The sequence below is a fragment of the Vibrio breoganii genome (assembly GCF_001677275.1).
Lineage (GTDB): Bacteria > Pseudomonadota > Gammaproteobacteria > Enterobacterales > Vibrionaceae > Vibrio > Vibrio breoganii.
In genome coordinates this window covers 486,947-508,009 of record NZ_CP016177.1, presented here as the reverse complement: position 1 = coordinate 508,009, position 21,063 = coordinate 486,947, and the positions used below count along the sequence as shown (strand labels likewise).

The 21,063-nt window shown below is 45.6% G+C and carries 18 protein-coding genes; 6 read left to right on the top strand and 12 right to left on the bottom strand.

Translation table 11 applies throughout. The features are described 5' to 3' along the window. Positions 1–125: 125 nt before the first annotated feature. Positions 126–1,793: an energy-dependent translational throttle protein EttA gene (gene ettA, locus A6E01_RS02415; RefSeq protein ID WP_017026909.1), complete on the top strand. Its 1,668-nt coding sequence runs from the start codon at positions 126–128 to the stop codon at positions 1,791–1,793. 113 nt (positions 1,794–1,906) lie between these two features. On the opposite strand, the gene tyrA is transcribed toward ettA, so the two are convergent. Then, entirely contained in the window at positions 1,907–3,034 is a 1,128-nt protein-coding gene (tyrA, locus tag A6E01_RS02410) for a bifunctional chorismate mutase/prephenate dehydrogenase (protein WP_065209486.1), read from the bottom strand. A 16-nt stretch (positions 3,035–3,050) separates the two neighbouring features. Then, positions 3,051–4,121, bottom strand: coding sequence for a 3-deoxy-7-phosphoheptulonate synthase (locus A6E01_RS02405; RefSeq protein WP_017026907.1), 1,071 nt, complete (start codon positions 4,119–4,121; stop codon positions 3,051–3,053). A gap of 265 nt (positions 4,122–4,386) precedes the next feature. On the opposite strand from A6E01_RS02405, the gene A6E01_RS02400 reads away from it, so the two are divergent. After that, the gene (locus tag A6E01_RS02400) at positions 4,387–6,072 is read left to right on the top strand and encodes a sensor histidine kinase (protein WP_065209485.1); all 1,686 of its coding nucleotides are present in this window, start codon (positions 4,387–4,389) and stop codon (positions 6,070–6,072) included. Further along, entirely contained in the window at positions 6,065–6,790 is a 726-nt protein-coding gene (gene btsR, locus A6E01_RS02395; protein ID WP_065209484.1) for a two-component system response regulator BtsR, read from the top strand. The genes A6E01_RS02400 and btsR overlap by 8 nt, the downstream gene beginning before the upstream one ends. On the opposite strand, the gene nagZ is transcribed toward btsR, so the two are convergent. Further along, positions 6,764–7,753, bottom strand: a complete 990-nt coding sequence (gene nagZ / locus A6E01_RS02390) for a beta-N-acetylhexosaminidase (RefSeq protein ID WP_017026904.1) — start codon at positions 7,751–7,753, stop codon at positions 6,764–6,766. The genes btsR and nagZ overlap by 27 nt on opposite strands. Positions 7,754–7,847: 94 nt before the next feature. Here nagZ and A6E01_RS02385 point away from each other — a divergent pair, with 94 nt between their 5' ends. Both A6E01_RS02385 and murQ read left to right on the top strand, forming a co-directional pair. After that, positions 7,848–8,966, top strand: a complete 1,119-nt coding sequence (locus tag A6E01_RS02385; protein ID WP_065209483.1) for an anhydro-N-acetylmuramic acid kinase — start codon at positions 7,848–7,850, stop codon at positions 8,964–8,966. An 8-nt stretch (positions 8,967–8,974) separates the two neighbouring features. Next, positions 8,975–9,877, top strand: coding sequence for an N-acetylmuramic acid 6-phosphate etherase (gene murQ / locus A6E01_RS02380; RefSeq protein WP_065209482.1), 903 nt, complete (start codon positions 8,975–8,977; stop codon positions 9,875–9,877). 59 nt (positions 9,878–9,936) lie between these two features. Here the strand turns inward: murQ and A6E01_RS02375 are convergent, their stop codons facing one another. Beyond that, complete coding sequence (locus tag A6E01_RS02375; RefSeq protein ID WP_017026901.1) at positions 9,937–10,293, bottom strand: DUF2799 domain-containing protein; 357 nt, start codon at positions 10,291–10,293, stop codon at positions 9,937–9,939. A gap of 218 nt (positions 10,294–10,511) precedes the next feature. On the opposite strand from A6E01_RS02375, the gene A6E01_RS02370 reads away from it, so the two are divergent. Beyond that, positions 10,512–11,996, top strand: a complete 1,485-nt coding sequence (locus A6E01_RS02370) for a carbon starvation CstA family protein (protein ID WP_065209481.1) — start codon at positions 10,512–10,514, stop codon at positions 11,994–11,996. Positions 11,997–12,062: 66 nt separating this feature from the next. Here the strand turns inward: A6E01_RS02370 and ispH are convergent, their stop codons facing one another. The 8 genes from ispH to A6E01_RS02330 all read right to left on the bottom strand — a co-directional run bounded on the left by ispH (position 12,063) and on the right by A6E01_RS02330 (position 20,812). Next, entirely contained in the window at positions 12,063–13,007 is a 945-nt protein-coding gene (ispH, locus tag A6E01_RS02365) for a 4-hydroxy-3-methylbut-2-enyl diphosphate reductase (protein WP_017026899.1), read from the bottom strand. A gap of 166 nt (positions 13,008–13,173) precedes the next feature. Further along, a complete protein-coding gene (fkpB, locus tag A6E01_RS02360; protein ID WP_017031274.1) occupies positions 13,174–13,605 on the bottom strand; it encodes an FKBP-type peptidyl-prolyl cis-trans isomerase in 432 nt (143 codons plus the stop codon). Between the two features lie 88 nt (positions 13,606–13,693). Next, a complete protein-coding gene (gene secF, locus A6E01_RS02355) occupies positions 13,694–14,641 on the bottom strand; it encodes a protein translocase subunit SecF (protein WP_017031275.1) in 948 nt (315 codons plus the stop codon). 14 nt (positions 14,642–14,655) lie between these two features. Further along, positions 14,656–16,509, bottom strand: coding sequence for a protein translocase subunit SecD (gene secD / locus A6E01_RS02350; protein WP_082961325.1), 1,854 nt, complete (start codon positions 16,507–16,509; stop codon positions 14,656–14,658). 22 nt (positions 16,510–16,531) lie between these two features. Then, a complete protein-coding gene (gene yajC, locus A6E01_RS02345; protein WP_017026895.1) occupies positions 16,532–16,867 on the bottom strand; it encodes a preprotein translocase subunit YajC in 336 nt (111 codons plus the stop codon). 142 nt (positions 16,868–17,009) lie between these two features. Next, positions 17,010–18,146: a tRNA guanosine(34) transglycosylase Tgt gene (gene tgt / locus A6E01_RS02340; protein ID WP_017026894.1), complete on the bottom strand. Its 1,137-nt coding sequence runs from the start codon at positions 18,144–18,146 to the stop codon at positions 17,010–17,012. Positions 18,147–18,351: 205 nt separating this feature from the next. Then, positions 18,352–19,404, bottom strand: a complete 1,053-nt coding sequence (gene queA / locus A6E01_RS02335) for a tRNA preQ1(34) S-adenosylmethionine ribosyltransferase-isomerase QueA (RefSeq protein WP_065209479.1) — start codon at positions 19,402–19,404, stop codon at positions 18,352–18,354. A 166-nt stretch (positions 19,405–19,570) separates the two neighbouring features. Further along, the gene (locus A6E01_RS02330) at positions 19,571–20,812 is read right to left on the bottom strand and encodes a S1 family peptidase (RefSeq protein WP_065209478.1); all 1,242 of its coding nucleotides are present in this window, start codon (positions 20,810–20,812) and stop codon (positions 19,571–19,573) included. Between the last annotated feature and the right edge of the window lie 251 nt (positions 20,813–21,063).

The window sequence follows — 21,063 nt, the reverse complement described above, 5'->3', positions numbered from 1 at the left end:
AGAAACATGTAAATAACTATTTATGAATTCAAGGAGGTAGGATTTTGCGTCTTACGCAGTAACAAAAAGCGCTCGCATGGTATAAAATAACGCTTTATCTCCATTTAACACAGGATCTCTAGGTAATGGCTGAATACGTCTATACCATGTCTCGGGTGAGCAAAATTGTGCCACCAAAACGTCAAATCCTAAAAGACATCTCTCTCAGTTTCTTCCCTGGCGCCAAGATTGGTGTTCTTGGTCTAAACGGTGCTGGTAAGTCGACACTTCTTCGCATCATGGCGGGTATCGATACAGACATCGACGGTGAAGCACGCCCTCAACCTGGGCTGAACGTTGGTTACCTTCCACAGGAACCTAAGCTGGATGAATCCAAGACCGTTCGTGAAATCGTTGAAGAAGCAGTATCTGACGTAGCGGGTGCAATGAAGCGCCTAGACGAGGTTTACGCGGCTTACGCTGAACCTGATGCTGATTTTGATGCTCTCGCGAAAGAGCAAGGTGACCTAGAAGCGCTTATCCAAGCGAAAGACGGACACAACCTTGAGAACTCTCTTGAGCGTGCTGCTGATGCACTTCGCCTACCTGAGTGGGATGCCAAGATTGAACACCTATCGGGTGGTGAGCGTCGCCGTGTTGCTATCTGTCGTCTGCTTCTTGAAAAGCCTGACATGTTGCTTCTTGATGAGCCAACCAACCACTTGGACGCAGAGTCTGTTGCATGGCTAGAACGCTTCCTTGTTGACTATACAGGCACCGTTGTGGCGATTACCCACGACCGTTACTTCCTAGATAACGCTGCTGGTTGGATTCTAGAACTTGACCGTGGTGAAGGTATTCCATGGCAAGGTAACTACACCTCTTGGCTTGAGCAAAAAGATGCACGTCTACAACAAGAGTCCTCTCAAGAGAGCGCTCGTCAAAAGACTATCGAGAAAGAGCTTGAGTGGGTTCGTCAAAACCCTAAAGGTCGTCAATCTAAGTCTAAGGCTCGTATGGCTCGCTTTGAAGAACTGCAAAGCGGTGATCGTCAGAAGCGTAACGAAACCAATGAATTGTTCATCCCACCAGGTGAGCGTCTAGGTGACAAAGTTATCGAGGTTAAGAACCTAACCAAATCTTTTGATGGCCGAGTGCTTATCGATGACTTGTCATTCAGCATGCCAAAGGGTGCTATCGTCGGTATTATCGGCGCCAATGGTGCAGGTAAATCAACGCTATTCAAGATGCTAAGTGGCACAGAACAGCCTGATTCAGGCAGTGTTGAAATGGGTGATACCGTTAAGCTGGCTTCTGTTGATCAGTTCCGTGATAGCATGGATAACAAGAAGACTGTCTTCCAAGAGATCTCTGAGGGTGCTGACATCATCAAGATCAACAACTTTGAAATCCCAGCTCGTGCTTACTGCTCGCGCTTTAACTTCAAAGGCTCAGATCAGCAAAAAATCATCGGAGAGCTTTCTGGTGGTGAACGTAACCGTGTTCACCTTGCTAAGCTTCTTAAAACGGGCGGCAACGTATTGCTTCTCGATGAGCCAACCAATGACCTTGATGTGGAAACCCTGCGTGCACTAGAAGAAGCTCTACTTGAGTTCCCTGGCTGCGCAATGGTTATCTCGCATGACCGTTGGTTCCTTGATCGTATCGCAACTCACATCATCGACTACCGTGATGAGGGTCAGGTTAACTTCTACGAAGGTAACTACAACGAATACATGGAATGGCTGAAGAAGACGCTTGGTCCTGAAGCGGCTGAACCACACCGCATCAAGTATAAGCGTGTGAGTAAATAAGCAGGTAAGCTGCAAGCTACTAGTTGCTAGTTGCTAGCTATCAGCTATCAGCTATCAGCTATCAGCTAAAAATAGTAAGTAAAAGGGCCGCTAATTGCGGCCCTTTTGTTTGTCTAGTCTCTTTGTATTGAATCGTTGGCTTGCTTTAACAGGTTTTGACTCTCACTCATAAATTGTTGTGAGTAGTCGCCAAACCATCCGGATACCGCATTAAACTGATCTACAAAGGCGGTTTTGTCGTGGTTATCCAATAACGCCAGTGCCTCACCGAATCGAGCATGGAAGCGTTTGATCATCTCTACGTTTTGCTCTGAAGAGAGAATGATATCACCGTAAAGATCAGGGTCCTGGGCAAACAGTCGACCGACCATCGCAATCTCAAGGCGATAGATTGGCGAGCTTAACTTCAGCAAGGTATCAATGTTTGGGTTTTCTTTGCTTAGGTGTAAGCCATAAGCAAAAGAGGTAAAGTGACGAAGCGCCTGAATCAAGGTCATACCATTGTCGTGTTGCTCTGCATCCATAGGACATAGGCTTGCACCCCAGATAGCAAACTGGTCTAAAAGCCATTGATAGCTTTCTGCATTGCGTCCTTCACAGTGAACGATAACCTGCTTCGCAAGGCTAGGGACATCGGGTCCAAACATTGGGTGAAGACCCACGACAGGACCTGCGTGAACATCCATCATTGCCTGTAATGGCTTGGCTTTAATGGAAGTGAAATCACATAAGATGCAATCCTTAGGCAGGTTGCTTAGCTTAGCTATAACCGACTCAGTCTTGTTGATAGGTACTGTCACTACCACCAGACCCGCGGTTGCAAACAATGAGTCCGCTTCGTGCCAATTCTTACTACCTACAACACTGACCTTGTAGCCTGACAGCTCAAACATCTTCTTGAACAGGCCGCCTAGCTGACCATTACCACCGATAATGACCACATCGCCCAGATCGGGTTTAAGACATTTGAAGCCAGAGTCTTTTTCACTGGCATAGGACTCACGCATCACTCTGCGTAGGATATCTTCAATAAGTTGAGCAGGGACGCCACGCTTTTCTGCTTCTTGTCGACGTGATGCTAGCATTGTGGCTTCACGATCTGGGGCATAGATAGGCAGACCATGTTCGCTCTTAACCTCACCAACCTCTTCTACCAACTTCAATCGTTGCTCCAGTAGATCAAGCATTTGCTTGTCTACTGAATCAATCTTATCTCTTAAACCCTGTAGTTCCTTTGCCATTTTCGTACTCTACTACTTACTTCAATCTGTCTTGTAAAAACGGAATCAGCTCTTCATGAGCTTTAGTCAATAGTGCCTCAGTTGATTCCCAATTGATACATGCATCAGTAATAGAAACACCGTATTTCATTTGGTCTAGAGGAATATCTGAAGCTTGGTTGCCTTCATTGATATTACTTTCAATCATCAGGCCGATAATGGACTTGTTGCCCTCTCTGATTTGTTGAATAGCATCAGACGCTACTAGTGGTTGGCGACGGAAATCTTTACGCGAATTTGCATGACTGCAGTCAATCATAAGCGCTGCATCTAGGTCCGCTTTCGCTAATTCATCTTCACACTCACGCACTGACACTGAGTCGTAGTTGGTTTGCTTACCACCACGAAGAATAACGTGACCATCTGGATTGCCTTTGGTTGTCAGCAGTGCCACCTGACCTTCACGGTTAATACCGATGAATCGGTGACTTGACGATGCCGCTTGCATTGCATTAATCGCAGTGGAAAGACTGCCGTCAGTACCGTTTTTAAAGCCAACCGGCATTGATAGACCACTGGCCATTTCACGGTGTGTTTGCGACTCAGTAGTACGAGCACCAATCGCTGACCAGCTAAAGGTATCGGCTACGTACTGCGGGCTGATTGGGTCTAGCGCTTCTGTTGCAAGAGGGATACCCATTTCTGCCAGTTCCACCAGCAAGTTACGCGCTGTGTGCAGGCCGTGTTCAATATCAAATGATCCATCTAGATGCGGGTCATTGATAAGACCTTTCCAACCTACCGTAGTACGAGGCTTCTCAAAGTACACTCGCATCACAAGGTATAGCTGATCACCAACGACCTCAGACAGTGCCTTTAAACGCTTCGCATATTCTTTAGCGGCTTCAACATCATGAATAGAACAAGGGCCGCATACTACCAGTAAGCGATGATCTTTCTTTTTGATGATATCAGCAATGGTTTCACGCGATTGTTGAACAAACTGTCGTGCAGATTCACTTAAAGGAATCTTCGCCTTTAGTTCTTCTGGAGTAATAAGGATTTGTTCGTCACTGATATGAATGTTGCTAAGTTCGCTGCGTTGCATAGTGTCACCGTAAATAAATCTGTACATAAACTTTCAAGGTATGCATCAAACAATACCGGACTCAGAATTAAAATCAATAACTTTGTACGCTAAAAATTACACTTAATGTAAACTTAAATTTACATCGCTAGTTAATGGTGATTATTTACTGTTGTTATCCGTTCACCTCACGAGTGCTCTACCCCTTGTTTTCACAATAAAAATCCAGCCCAAAACAACAATAAGTATAGAATTAGGGGTATCTATTGCGCTGAGTTCACCAAAAATGGAATTAATCCTTTCTCTCCTACAGCAAATGTGTGTGTACCTTATGGTGGCTTATACCCTAAGTAAGACTCCATTGGTTATCCCTCTTCTCAATATTTCAGAAAGGCGCAGCCACAAACTAATCTGTTATGTGATGTTTTCACTGTTCTGTATTCTCGGCACTTATTTTGGCTTGCAGATTGATGATGCTATCGCTAACACTCGCGCAATTGGTGCGGTGCTCGGTGGAATATTTGGCGGGCCATTGGTTGGATTCGCGGTGGGTTTCACTGGTGGTATGCACCGCTATTCAATGGGTGGATTTACCGACCTGGCTTGTGCCATTTCTACTACCGCAGAAGGGTTAATTGGCGGCCTAGTGCACTTGTATATGGTCAAGAGAGGCAAGACAGATCGCCTATTCAGTGCCGTGATCGTATTTAACGTTACCTTAGTCGCTGAAATCATGCAGATGCTGATCATTGTGATTGTCGCCAAACCTATGGAACAGGCAATATCACTAGTGGAGGCGATCGCTATACCAATGATTCTAGCCAACTCCCTTGGCGCGGCATTTTTTATTAGCATCCTGCAAGATAGGCGCGCCATCTTAGAAAAATACTCTTCGGCTTACTCGAAGCGAGCGCTAAATATTGCAGAGAGAACCGTCGGCGTATTGTCTGATGGACTCAATACACAAAGTGCGCAGAAAATAGCGTCGATTATTCAAGATGAAACTCATGTGGGCGCAGTTGCCATTACCGATAAAGATAAGATCTTAGCCTTCGAAGGCATTGGTTCGGATCATCATAGGCCAAATACGCCAATCTCTTCTGAATACACCCACACTTCTATAAGAGAGCAGCGAATAATCTACCTTGATGGCAGAAAAAGCCCTTATCAATGCTCTCTTTCCTCGGACTGTAAACTAGGGTCTGCGTTGGTTATTCCCCTTATTGCCGACGATAAGGTGATAGGTACTATCAAGCTGTATGAGCCAAGGGTGAAGCTTTTTTCTTCCATCAATATGACGATGGCAAAAGGGATTGCAGAGCTACTTTCCAGCCAGATCCTCAATAGTGAATATCAGCAGAAAAAGATGTTGCTCTCTCAGGCTGAGATCAAACTGCTGCATGCGCAGGTAAACCCGCATTTCTTGTTCAATGCTCTTAACACTATTAGCGCCATAACGCGTCGAGATCCTCACAAAGCCAGAGAACTTATCCAGCATCTTTCACAGTTTTTTCGTGGAAACCTGAAGCGAAATACTGAGTTTGTTACCCTTAGAGAAGAGTTAACACACGTCAATTCTTACTTAACCATCGAGAAGTCACGCTTTGTCGACCGCTTAGAGGTTGAAATTGATATTGCAGAGCATCTGTTAGACAAAATGGTGCCCAGCTTCACACTGCAACCCTTAGTGGAAAACGCCATTAAGCACGGTGTCTCTAACCTGCTAGAAAATGGCATAGTGAAGATCTATAGCAGCCCTGATGCCACTGGCGATCGTATTACTGTAGAAGATAATGCCGGTTCTTATGAACCTGAGAACAAAGACCAGACCGGATTGGGTATGCAGATTGTCGCGAAGCGTCTAACGAACTACTTTGGGGAGCAATATCAGTTGAAGATTGAGTGCGCCCCCAACAATTACACTCGAATGAGTTTTATCATCCCAAGCAACCACAAGGACAAGCATGCTTAAGGCCCTAGTCATCGATGACGAATTATTTGCTAGAGAGGAGCTTATAGAGCTTCTCGAACAAACACAGCAGATAGAAGTCATTGATCAAGCAGCCAATGCCATACAAGGGCTACAAAAAATCAATGCCTTGAAACCCGATGTAGTATTTCTAGATATCCACATGCCGCAGGTATCAGGTATTGAACTACTAAGCATGCTAGACCCAGACACTATGCCATTGGTGGTGTTTATTACTGCCTATGATCAATATGCTCTGCAAGCCTTTGAGGACAATGCCTTTGATTATCTTCTCAAGCCTGTTGACCCTCAGCGACTAGAAAAAACGGTTTGCCGACTCATTAAACGCTATAAGAAAGAAAAGTTTAGCAATGATCTATCCGCCATTACTCCAGCCACTCTCGAGCAAGTACCGTGTATTGGCCATAACAGAATAATGCTGGTTCCGGTGGAGGATATTGAGGTGGCCTATAGCGATATTAGCGGTGTAAATATACAAACCAGTGAACACACCACCAGCAGTCAATTAACTCTGAAGGTACTTGAAGAGAAAACCTCACTGATGCGCTGCCACAGGCAATACCTAGTCAGTCCAAAAGCGATTCGTGAGATTAAATTGCTGGATCAAGGCTTGGCGGAAATCATCACCATTGGTGGCCACCAAGCCCCTGTTAGCAGGCGTTATCTGAAGGTGTTAAAGGAAAAGCTCGGCTTTAGCTAAACTTTCCGTCGCTTCTTTCCATTCTCTGCTTGTACGCAGCTCGTTCAAATTGAAAGACTTTTTCTTCACTAGTTGCTGTGCCTTTGGCACCTCAGTGACAGGTAGAGCATCAAGGATCTGTACAGCTCGTTCACGGTTGTTGCACATCAGAACCATATCGCACCCAGCGTTTAGGCTTTGTATTGCCCTATCTGCGGCACCGCCCATGATACCCGCCCCTTCCATGTTTAAATCATCAGAGAATACCAAGCCTTGAAAGCCTAGTTTTTGGCGAAGTACTGACTTTAGCCAATATTCAGAGCCACTGGCAGGCTTATCGTCATACGCTGGATAAATCACATGCGCAGGCATCATTGCATCAAGTAGTCCGGCATCAATTTGCGCGCGGAAGATATCCATGTCGAGATCAAAGATATTCTCACGTTGATCGATAGGGGTCTCTTTGTGGGAATCAGCAACCACACCTCCATGGCCTGGAAAGTGCTTGCCTGTTGTGGCCATACCCGCCTGTTTCATGCCTAGCATATATGCCGTGCTATGACGAAGTATAGTGTCTTTATCTTCACCAAAAGCGCGTGAGCCTATGGCCAAACACTGATGTCCCTGATCTAAAACAGGGGCAAAACTAAGGTCAATACCATGTGCGATCACTTCTGAGGCCATTAACCAGCCAGCCTGCTTCGCGAGTTGCTCACCATTGGCATGGGTGGCAAAGCTTTGCGCCGCAGGGATACGCGTAAATCCATCTCGAAAGCGCTGTACACGGCCACCCTCTTGGTCAACACCAATCAATATTGGGCGTTTCGCAGCAGCACGGATAGACTCTGTTAACGCTTGTAGTTGCTCATTATCGTGGTAGTTGCGAGCAAAAAGGATCACACCTCCTACCGTAGGGTGCTGCAAGATTTCTTTTTCTTCTGCATCAACTTCAAAGCTTTCAACATCTAACCAAAGCGGGCCCATCTTTCATCCTTATATCGCATATCTAGTGTGGCATTAGCAGGGTATTCAGTTTATTGTATTTTGACAATGACTGAACGGATTTGACCCCTCAAATATGGACAAAAAAGAGCTCTATATTGGAATCATGTCTGGCACTAGTTTAGATGGTGTCGACCTCGCTCTGGCTCACTTTGAGCATGGCAAAACCCATTGCCTAGAGACCTTTGAATTCCCCCTGCCCAAAGACCTAAAACAACGAACATTGAACGTATGCCAAGGACAGGCTACTACGCTACAAGAACTCGGCACTCTCGATCATCAATTTGCCCTGTTATATGCCGATGCGGTTAAGGCGTTTTTGGCGACTCTAGAATTAGACTCTACCGAGATCACCGCCATAGGCTGTCACGGTCAAACCGTTTACCACCAGCCTACGGGCGATACCCCTTTTACCACTCAAATTGGTGACGCCAACCTGATTGCGGTTCGTAGTGGCATTACCACGGTAGCGGATTTTAGGCGCAAAGATATGGCCCTTGGCGGTCAAGGCGCCCCTTTAGTGCCTGCCTATCATCAAACCTTATTTACGGTAACCAATGGTTGTAAGTTGATATTGAACATTGGAGGCATCTCCAATATCTCAGTGCTTCAACCTACAGGAGAGGTGCTGGGTTACGATACCGGGCCGGGCAACATGTTGATGGATGCCTGGGTGCAAAAACACCTTAACAAGCAGTTTGATCATGATGGGCTTTTTGCTCGCAGTGGTAAAATCCATCCGCAATTGCTGAGCCAATTGATGCAAGACCCCTACCTATTTGAGCTTCCACCAAAGAGCACAGGTAGAGAGCACTACAACTTGGCGTGGCTAGAGAATATTCTTAATAAGCTGGAAGAGCCATTATTGGCTGAAGATGTGCAAGCAACGCTACTGGAGTTTACAGCCCTTAGCATTGCCCAGCAGTGCCAACTCTACAGCACCCAACATAGGGATCAGTTATTGGTGTGTGGTGGGGGCGCTCGCAATTCAGCGCTGATGCAAAGGCTACAGGCACTGCTAGCAGGTTGGAATGTTGATACGACGGATTCTCAAGGCATTAGCAGTGATTATATGGAAGCGCTGGCTTTTGCTTGGCTAGCCTATCGCCGTATTCATGATCTTCCCAGCAATCTACCTAAGGTCACCGGAGCACGCCAGGCCACCTCCCTTGGCGTCATCTACAACCCAGAATAAGGTTTTACATGTCACAAAGTACATTGATCGACTCATTGTCAAAATTAGTCTCAGAAAATCGCAACCCTGAGACCATGGATATCGATACCCTAAGTTGTTTAGAGATCGTTGAGAAAATGAATCAAGCGGATGCAGAAGTTCCAAGGGCTATCCAAAAAGAGTTGCCACACATAGCTAAGGCTGTAGAGGTCATCTGCGGGGCATTCCAGCAAGGTGGCCGACTCATCTATCTTGGGGCTGGCACCAGTGGGCGACTTGGCGTACTTGATGCTTCCGAGTGCCCTCCCACCTTCAGCGTGGATGACAACGTGGTGATCGGGTTAATTGCCGGTGGTAAAGAAGCGATGTTTCGCGCTCAAGAGGGAGCGGAAGATAGCCTAACCCTAGCCGAGCAAGACCTAAAGCAACTGAACCTATCAGATAAAGATGTGATTGTAGGTATCGCGGCCAGTGGCCGAACCCCTTATGTGATTGGTGCTTTAAACTATGCCAACACTGTGGGCGCGTATACGGTTTCACTGTCTTGCAATCCAGACTCAGCCATTGCTTGTTTAGCTAAGACTGCAATTAGTCCCGTTGTGGGGCCAGAGGTATTAACGGGCTCGACTCGATTAAAAGCAGGAACTGCGCAGAAGTTAGTGCTCAACATGTTAAGTACAGCCAGTATGATTAAGCTAGGTAAGGCTTATCAAAATCTCATGGTTGACGTTAAACCCAGTAATGAAAAGCTGAATGCGCGCGCGGTGAGAATTATTATGCAGGCCACTGAATGCAGTGAACAACAGGCCGAAAAGGTGTTATTTGACGCCGATATGCAAGTGAAGCTTGCGATCATGATGCAGCTTACTGGGCAAAATAAGCAACAAGCTCAGCAGCAGCTAGAGCAACAAAAAGGATTTATCCGCGGATAAATCCTTACCTTGTCTTGTATTGTCTTGGCTTGTACTAGAAGAGCAGTTAGTTGGTGATTTTAATAGCCGGCTTGGCTGCTCTCATTCCAACCGCGTTGCCACTCCATACGAAACTTTTGCGCATCTTTGGTACCTGAACATACCCCTTCGTAATACACACCAGACAATCCCATTTGATAGGCAAAGTTAGGGTTACAGAACTCTGCAACGCCTTTGCTATAGCCCTTTTCATAAGCGCCCATATTGGCAGAGCCAAGCTCATTGAGAGTGGAATAGGAACGCTGAGTGCGTCCTTTCACACCATCGGCATAACCGATGCCTTCCCAATCACCCTTCTCGGCTAACGCTTCATCTCCGGTTGCGCAGGCAAACAGAAATGGAATAACAGACAGTAGAACCAGCTTAAATCCTTTCATTGTGACTCACTTAACATATTGTTTTTTAAGAGCTTAGCATACACAGATCACATTGCCTAAAAAGTCGCTCTTCTCTGAACCACTCAAGCGGATATTTCGCCACTTAAATGACTATTCGACCACTAACCCAAGCTCCGAATGTAGTTACAGTGAGGTTTTCATATTATGTAATCAGAAATTTTCCTGATTTAAACCCGTAACCAAAAGAGAATACAGTTATGATGTGGTTTCTTACCTGTGTAGCAGCATTGATTGCAGGCTACTTTATCTATGGCGCCGTGATAGAAAAAATATTCGGCATCAATGAAAACCGTCAAACCCCGGCAATTACTAAGCAAGATGGCGTTGACTTCGTGCCAATGTCGACCAAAAAGGTTTACCTAGTTCAGCTACTTAACATCGCTGGTGTAGGCCCAATCTTCGGCCCAATTATGGGGGCACTTTACGGCCCAGCAGCAATGCTTTGGATCGTACTAGGCTGTATCTTTGCGGGTGCAGTACACGATTACTTCTCTGGTATGCTTTCCGTACGCAACGGTGGTGCTTCTGTACCTACGCTGACAGGACGTTACCTAGGCAATGGCGCTAAACACTTTATGAACATTTTTGCCATTGTTCTGCTTCTTCTTGTAGGTGTGGTTTTCGTATCGGCTCCAGCAGGCATGATCACAAACCTTGTGAATGACCAAACCGATATGACAGTGACTATGGGCACTATGGTTGCCATCATCTTCACTTACTACATCATCGCGACTATCGTACCGGTAGACAAAATCATCGGTCGTTTCTACCCGCTGTTCGGTGCACTACTTATCTTCATGTCGGTAGGCCTGATCACAGCCGTTGCGGTATCAAGTGAACACACCGTTATGGGTAGCTTTGAAATGAGCGATATGTTCTCGAACATGAACCCTAACGACTTGCCTCTATGGCCTGCGCTATTCATCACCATCGCTTGTGGTGCTATCTCTGGTTTCCACGCAACTCAGTCTCCACTGATGGCTCGCTGCATGGATAACGAAAAGAATGGTCGCTTCGTATTCTACGGCGCAATGATTGGTGAAGGCATTATCGCTCTTATCTGGTGTGCACTAGCACTATCCTTCTTCGGCTCTGTAGAAGCACTGGCTGATGTTGTTGCTAATGGCGGCCCTGGTAAAGTGGTCTATGACTCATCATTTGGTCTATTGGGCGTATTTGGTGGCATCATCGCATTCCTAGGTGTGGTTATCCTGCCAATCACTTCAGGTGACACTGCATTCCGCTCAAGCCGTTTGATCCTTGCTGAATACTTCAATCTAGACCAACGCGCCCTGCGTAACCGTCTAATGATGGCTGTACCACTGTTCGTTATCGGCGGTATCTTAACTCAAGTAGACTTCGGTGTTATCTGGCGCTACTTCGGTTTTGCTAACCAAACGACTGCAGTAATGATGCTTTGGACTGCTTCTGCTTACCTATTGCGTCACAACAAGTTCCACTGGGTAACCACAGTTCCGGCGATGTTCATGACCACTGTAGTGATTACCTTCATCCTAAACAACTCAACACTTGGTTTTGGTCTAGGCATGCAGATTTCTACCGTCGTTGGTGTACTCGCGATGCTAGGTATTACAGGCACGGTGATTAAGATCTCCAAAGGCAAGGGCGACGACGAGTACCTTGACGAAGAGAAACCTAAGCCGGTCACTGAAAGCGCTTAGAACTCAGGCTGCACAAAACAAAACGGGCTCCCCATTGGGAGCCCGTTTTTTGTATTCAAATAAACGCTAAACCGCTTTAACTTGTAACTCTTTAGGGACTTCGAAGAACATATTCTCTTCGCGACCGGTAATTTCTGTCACCACATTGCAATCCGATAAGGTCTTGATCTTATCTAGGATGGTATTAACGAGCTCTTCAGGTGCAGAGGCTCCAGCTGTCATACCCACCTTATCCTTACCCTTGAACCACTGTGCATCAAGATCTTCAGGGCAATCGGTCAGATAGGCTGGAGTACCTAGTTTCTCCGCTAGCTCTTTAAGTCGCGTCGAGTTCGATGAGTTCTTGGAACCCACGACTATCATCACGTCTACTTCATTTGCCATTGTGCGTACCGCATCTTGACGGTTTTGAGTAGCGTAGCAAATGTCATCTTTACGTGGCCCTTGGATCTCAGGGAACACTTGACGCAATCTATCGATCACATCCGCAGTTTCATCCACTGAGAGCGTAGTCTGGCTCACGTAGTGCAGATTAGATGGGTCTTTCACTACTAGTGAGTCTACATCTTCCGGCTTCTCCACTAGATACATACCGCCGGTTTCGCTGGCGTACTGCCCCATGGTGCCTTCTACTTCTGGGTGTCCAGCATGGCCAATAAGTACCACTTCGATGCTCTTACGGCTGGCGCGAGCCACCTCCATATGCACTTTAGTCACTAGAGGACAGGTTGCATCAAAGACGGTTAAATCACGCAGCTTGGCTTCTTTGCGTACGGCTTGAGAAACACCGTGCGCCGAAAAGATAACAATGTTGTCGTCTGGTACTTCACTGAGTTCTTCGACAAAAATGGCTCCACGTGCCTTAAGTCCTTCTACCACAAAACGGTTGTGCACCACTTCATGACGGACATAGATCGGTGGTTGATACATCTCAAGCGCTCGCTCGACGATGCTGATTGCTCGGTCTACACCGGCACAAAAACCACGAGGGTTAGCTAATAGGATTTCCATTGTCTTATCTTTCATTAGTGAAGGCCTTGTTACCCAGTCAATGAGCAACTCAAAGTCGCGCCATTGTACCGATATTATCGAGGTAACCTCAAGACAGGAATGACCACGAATAGTGAGTGGGTATTCCCGCTAGGTAAGTTTAGTTGAAGAGTAGGATGTTCGAGTGCTAATCAATCGCGACGATTTCCACGTCGAAGGTGACATCACGACCTGCTAGAGGATGGTTGAAATCGACGGTCACTGAATCGCCGGCAATCTCAGTAATGATGCCTGGGATCTCTACACCATCAGGACCGTTAAACGCCATGATAGTGCCTACCTCAACCTGGGCCTCACCCACAAACTTGGCACGATCCATATGGTGAATGTTATCTGGGTTAGATAAACCAAAAGCGTCGATTGCTTTTAGCTCAACACTATTTTTGTCTCCTGCCTGCAAACCCAGCAAGCATGCCTCAAAGTTGTCACTCAAACTGCCATCACCAATCACTAACTTAGCGGGCTTACCCATTTGATAGGTGCTATCGGCAATAGACCCATCTTCAAGCTTGATAGCAAAGTGCATAGTCACTGCACTGTTCTTCGTAATTACTGACATGGTGTTTCCTTACAACATTGGGCTCAAAAGAAAAGCGGCCAACTCACCGTTGACCGCTTTAAAAGACTACTAGAAATTAAACGAAGGCTTAAGGCATTTCGTCAAATTCTGCGCCTTCCTTCTCAACTTGAGGTGGCATTAAGTGCTCACGAGAGACACCCAGTTTCAGCGCCAAGTTCGATGCTACATAGATAGATGAGTACGTACCTACTGTAATACCCAATAGCAATGCTGTTGCAAAGCCGTGGATGTTAGCGCCGCCTTTAGTAAATAGGGCGACAACTACGAACAAGGTAGTACCGGATGTTATCAAGGTACGGCTCAATGTCTGAGTAATTGCACCATTGATGATCTCAACCGAGTCACCCTTACGCATCTTACGGAAGTTCTCACGAATCCGGTCAAATACAACGATGGTATCGTTGAGGGAGTAACCGACAACCGTCAATAGTGCCGCAACGATGGTCAGGTCTACCTCAATCTGCATGATAGAGAAGATACCCACCGTAATGATAACGTCGTGCGCTAGTGCAAGTACCGCACCCGCAGCCAGACGCCATTCAAATCGCATAGACACGTACAGCAAGATACAAATAAGAGAAACGATGATCGCCAGACCACCCGCCTCTGCCAGTTCGTCACCTACATTAGGCCCCACAAATTCAACACGGCGCATCTCAACAGATTCGCCAGTGCCTTCTTCTAGAGCACGAATGATTTGACTACCAAGCTGCTCACCTTGTAGATCTTCACGTGGGCGTAAACGCACCATTACATCACGAGCAGAACCAAAGTTTTGCACGGTTGCATCGCCAAAGCCTTTTTCATCAAGAGAGGCTCGGATTTCTTCTAGATTAGCTGGGTGTTCAAAACCCACCTCAATCAGAGTACCACCGGTAAAATCTAGACCCCAGTTCAACCAGTTAGTTGAAATGGTATAGATAGAAGCTGCAATCATTAACAACGAAAATACTACTGCGCCTTTTGACCAGCGCATAAAGTCGATCGTTTTGTCAGCTTTCATTATTTGAAACATGGAAATACCTTCAATTAGATCGACAGTTTGTTAACGCGCTTACCGCCGTACAGCAGGTTAACCACACAACGTGTACCGATAATCGCAGTAAACATTGAGGTTAAAATACCGATAGACAGAGTCACAGCAAAGCCTTTAATCGCACCGGTACCTACAGCAAACAAGATGATTGCGGTCAGTAGCGTTGTGATGTTGGCATCGGCAATGGTGCTAAATGCGTTCGCGTAACCTTGGTGAATCGCTTGCTGAGGGTTTCGACCTTCACGCAATTCTTCACGGATACGCTCGAATATCAGCACGTTGGCATCCACCGCCATACCGACTGTCAATACGATACCCGCAATACCCGGTAGCGTCATAGTCGCACCAGGAATCATCGACATTACACCGATAATCAATACAAGGTTCGCCATTAGTGCCATGTTGGCAATGAAGCCAAACTTACGGTAGTAAATAAGAGTAAATAGCATTACTGCCACCATACCCCAGATACACGCCTGAATACCCATATCGATATTCTGCTGACCCATAGAAGGACCAATGGTGCGCTCTTCTACAATCGAGATTGGCGCAATCAATGCACCGGCACGAAGTAGTAATGCTAGGTTGTGTGCTTCAGAAGCAGAATCGATACCTGTGATACGGAAGCTACGGCCAAGAGCTGACTGAATGGTCGCTTGGTTGATGACTTCTTCGTGCTTATCAAGGATGACCTTGCCTTCAGGTGTGCGCTTACCACTGTCTTTGTATTCAGCAAATACCGTTGCCATCAACTTGCCAATGTTCTGACGAGAGAAAGCAGACATCTTGCTACCACCTTCGCTATCTAGCGAGATGTTTACTTGAGGACGGCCATATTCATCAGCACTTGAGCTTGCATCGGTAATGCTAGAACCACCAAGAATGACACGCTTTTTCAATACAGCTGGACGACCATCTCGGTCATACTTAACTTCACTACCAGCTGGTACACGACCATTGGCAGCAGCGGCTAAGTCCGCCTGCATATCCACTTCACGGAACTCTAGTGTTGCCGTAGCACCTAGGATTTCTTTAGCGCGCGCAGTGTCTTGAACACCTGGCAGTTCAACAACGATACGGCTAGAGCCTTGACGTTGAACCAATGGCTCAGCAACACCTAATTCGTTCACACGGTTACGCAAGATAGTAATATTTTGCTCAACAGCGTAGTTGCGAATTTCAGTAAGACGCGTTTCGTTGAAAGTAGCCGTCAGCATAAAGCGACCATTGCTATCTGAATCAACAAATATCATGTCTGGGTGCTTAGACTTAAGCGTGGTTTCTGCTTGAGCAAGCTGCTCAGCATCACGCAGAATCACTTCAACTGAATCTTTACCCGCTCGAATTGCGCGGTAACGAATTCTGTCTTCGCGTAATTCACTACGGAAGGCCTCTTCTTGCTGCGCAATCAGCTTATCCATAGCAGCGTCCATATCCACTTCCATCAGGAAGTGAACACCACCACGTAGATCAAGACCAAGCTTCATCGGAGCTGCACCAATGGTTTCTAACCAGTGTGGAGTAGCAGGAGCAAGGTTAAGTGCAACAATAAGATCTGAGCCTAGCGCTTCGCTAATGATATCACGTGCACTAATTTGAGTATCAGTGTCGCTAAAACGAACAAGAATGGAGCCATTCTCTAAGGCGATAGATTTATGGGAAAGGTTCTCTTTATCAAGAGCCTTGGTGACAGTATCCATGGTTGCCATATCAACAGAGGCACCACGTGCCCCTGTAACTTGAATGGCTGGATCTTCACCGTAAAGATTCGGAAGCGCGTACAAAGCCGCAACTAAGATGGCCATAACTACCATCAAGTACTTCCATAACGGATAACGGTTTAACACAGCGAGGATCCTCTAGCTGTTCTTAAAGAGATTTCAGCGTACCTTTTGGTAGCACTGCAGTAACAAAGTCCTTTTTAATTACAACTTCGTTATTTGGGTTCAGTTCGATAGCAAGAAAATCATTCTCTTCTGAGATTGAAGTAATCTTGCCCACTAAACCACCGCTAGTTAGAACTTCATCACCCTTGCCCATAGAAGCGATTAGGTTTTTGTGCTCTTTAACGCGCTTAGATTGTGGACGGTAAATCATGAAGTAAAAGATAACAGCGAACATGCCAAGCATGATCAGCATCTCAAAACCACCACCTTGTGCTCCACCTTCTGCAGCTGCGTGAGCTTGAGAAATGAATAGACTCATTAAAAATCCCCTTTTAAAAAATAATAAATTTAAGTTATAAGACTAAATGTGGCCTCGTCGTCCCTTTTTCAAGGGGCAAGCGACAAAGCCACCAAGGAAGATGCAACAATTTGTATGATTACATCACCTTCTATGATTGTATTTATTCTGCGTCAGCTTTTAGCATCGGCGGCACATCGCGGTCACGACGCGCATAAAACTCTTCTACAAAAGATTCAAACCTGTCTTCGTCAATCGCTGTGCGGATACTCTCCATTAAGCGTTGATAATAACGAAGGTTATGAATGGTGTTCAGGCGGGAGCCCAAGATCTCATTACAACGATCTAGATGATGTAAATACGATTTAGAATAGTTCTGACAAGTGTAACAGTCACACTCAGGATCTAGAGGGGTTGTATCGGTTTTATGTTTCGCGTTTCGGATCTTGATCACACCGCCAGTCACAAACAGGTGACCGTTACGTGCATTTCGAGTCGGCATTACGCAGTCAAACATGTCGATACCGCGACGAACACCTTCTACCAAGTCCTCTGGTTTACCTACGCCCATCAGGTAGCGAGGCTTATCTTCAGGTAATTGTGGACACGTGTGCTCAAGGATACGGTGCATGTCTTCTTTTGGCTCACCAACCGCAAGACCACCTACCGCATAACCGTCAAAACCGATTTTAGTCAGGCCTTCAACTGAAACATCACGCAGGTCTTCATAAACACCACCCTGCACAATTCCGAATAGAGAATTAGGGTTTTCTAGCTTATCAAAGTGATCGCGCGAGCGCTGAGCCCAACGAAGAGACATCTCCATCGATTTCTTAGCTTCGTTATGCGTCGCTGGGTAAGGAGTACATTCATCAAAGATCATCACCACATCAGAGCCAAGATCTTTTTGAATTTCCATAGACTTCTCTGCATCCATGAAGATCTTGTCGCCGTTAACTGGGTTACGGAAGTGAACGCCCTTTTCAGTGATCTTACGGATATCGCCTAGGCTAAATACCTGAAAACCACCTGAATCAGTAAGGATAGGCCCTTGCCAGTTCATGAAGTCATGCAGGTCGCCATGCAACTTCATCACTTCTTGGCCAGGTCTTAACCATAGGTGGAACGTGTTGCCTAGTAAGATTTCAGCTCCAGTCCCTTTCACTTCTTCTGGTGTCATACCTTTTACAGTACCGTAGGTACCAACAGGCATAAATGCAGGGGTTTGAACCGAACCTCGCTCAAACTGCAGCTGACCGCGACGAGCTGTGCCGTCGTTTTTTTTAAGTTCAAATTTCACGAATTACTCCAATGTGCCAGAGAAACAATCTGACGGTTAGTTTAGGACAAGAATCGACTTTTCGACTTGTCCCAAAAAAGAGTGGCCGCGTTTTACGCGAAAGGCCCTGCAGGGCAAGGCCTCCTAGCATAGCTAGCACTCACGAAATGAATTGTATAGAACCCTTCAGATTAAACCGGAATGGTATCTAACATTTCAACTTAATTTACAAGCCCTTACGAGTTACGAACATCGCATCGCCATAGCTAAAGAAGCGATACTTGTGCTCCACTGCATGCAGGTAAGCTCCCATTACATTGTCGTAGCCTGCAAAGGCACTCACTAACATAATCAGTGTCGACTCTGGTAAATGGAAGTTGGTCAGCAAGCAGTCAATAAGTTGAAACTCGTAACCTGGGTAAATAAAGATATCGGTATCACCAAAGAATGGCTTTAGCTCAGTGCCTTTGCGAACTGCATCTTGAGCTGCGCTCTCCAATGAGCGCACAGAAGTCGTGCCTACTGCAATAACGCGACCGCCTTTGGCTTTGGTCTCATTAATCGCATCAACTACTTCTTGAGTGACTTCTACGTATTCAGCGTGCATGTGGTGCTCGAGAATATTATCAACACGCACTGGCTGGAAGGTACCTGCGCCTACGTGCAAGGTAACAAACGCAAGATTTGCGCCTTTTGCTTTAATCTTTTCTAGGATCTCATCATCAAAGTGCAGACCTGCTGTTGGCGCCGCCACGGCTCCTGGTTTCTCATTGTAAACCGTTTGATAGCGCTCCTGATCTGAGTCCTCATCAGGACGATCAATATAAGGAGGCAAAGGCATGTGGCCAACTTCTTCTAGGATTTGTAGCACGGCTTTATCAGAGGTAAAACGAATCTCAAACAAGGCATCGTGCCTAGCAACCATAACAGCTGCATACTGATCTTTATCGCCAAGAAACAACTCAGTACCCGGCTTTGGTGATTTTGAAGAGCGTACATGAGCCAATATCGTATGCTCATCCACCATTCTCTCAACCAGAACCTCTATTTTGCCACCACTGGCCTTACGACCAAATACGCGAGCTGGGATCACTCGAGTGTTGTTAAACACTAACAAGTCACCCTCGCACACCAAGTCCAGCATATCAGTAAAGTTTTTATCTTGAACTTCACCGCTATTGCCCGTCAATTGCAGCAGGCGGCTCGAGGTACGATCCGGCATTGGGTAGCGCGCGATCAATTCATCGGGTAGATCAAAATGAAAATCTGAAACTTGCATGGCGATTAACGTTCCTAGGCTAAATATTTTGCAGGGCGCTAGTATAGATTGCCCCCTGACAAGATCAAGGAAAGATGCTCAATATAGAAGCGTAGCTATAGCTATCACCAAAGAAAAATGCCCAATGAAAACACTGGGCATTTTTCTACTTTAAATATATCTAAAACTAAGACGATTGATATCTGAAACGCCTGATAAATGTAATTAAACCTAAAAGCCCTAACCAAATACCGCCTAAACTACCAGACGAGTCAGAACTACCGCAGTCTAAGAACACTGTATCATCTTCATTACACGTTCCCTCTTCAGGCAAGACTTCTTCCTCAGAAGGGATAGACGGATCAGACTCATCATCTTGGGGAATCTGTGCGTTTTGAATAAAATTCGGAGCCATTATTGTTGAACTAGGTACTTCATCACTATCAACATAGCTCGTAATCCAATCATGAAAGTACGAAACTTTTGTGTGAAAACTTGGAATGGTCACGGATCCACAAACAGGTAAAATCAATGGCGCTCCACTGATAACACCAATCTGATAGCTTTTATCATTGTAATCAGATACTAATGCACCTCCAGAATCACCTATGCATGCTGAATTACCGTAGACTTGACCGTCATCTTGTCCTGTTTCAGGATTCTCAAATGGCTGAAGCTTAGTTGGTTTAGTGCATATTTTTGATGGTTCAAAAGCTGAAGAAATAAAATCTGGAAAGTCTTTGCCTTCTTCTAGTCGAGTGAAACATTCATCTATTGGATAGAAAGCTTGTTTAGTTGTTTGTTGCTGAAGTTCAACAGTGTCACCCCACGGGTCATACACATCTGTGCTACCCCAACCATGTATCGTTACATTTTCAGGTCTAGCAGCATTATTCTCTAGCGGCCACTGAGATGCGAGCTGAACTTCTAGTAGCTCCATAACCTCTGGTGAAGCGATTTCTGCTACTTCTATGTCAAGTAGAGGAGAAGTTAATCTCAATAATGCAATATCATTAGTTAATTCTGTGCTTACTAATTCCAGTCCATCTTCTTGTACCTCGACACTACTTATCCTTCGATAATCTTCATGCACTACAACATGAGAAACATAGGCAAAATTAGTTATATCCTCAGCTATATCGTCCCTCAGATGAGCCGCACCATGTGTGATGGTTAACTCTCCTGGTAGAGCTACATAGTAATCTTTTTCTACTAACTCATCTTCATTACCAGAAAAGACGACACAGTGAGCTGCTGTTAAAACCCACTGATCTCTAATCAAGGTTCCGCTACAAAGAGGAAACTCTGCCATATGACTAGAGCGTATGCTGACACGATAACTAGCCTCAGTATCTTCATCCCCTAGAGTGATAGCCTGAGCTCCCATTGATGCAGTTGTTGCAACCAAAGGTAAAATCCATTTTTTCATAGCCAATTCCGTTTATAAGTATCTAAATAGTCTGACTTTTATAGTCATAAGCCACTTATAACAATGAATCAATCGGTTAAAAAAAAACAGCACACGGTAAAAAACAATTCAAGCATATGAGGCAGATCACATAGCGAATGAAATCATCGCTAATGTATTCACTTAAATATGAAATTATTTGGGCAAATATTAGGGGTAAATCAAAGTATAAAATAAGCCTGATTACTATAGTTAAATCAGTTGAATCGATT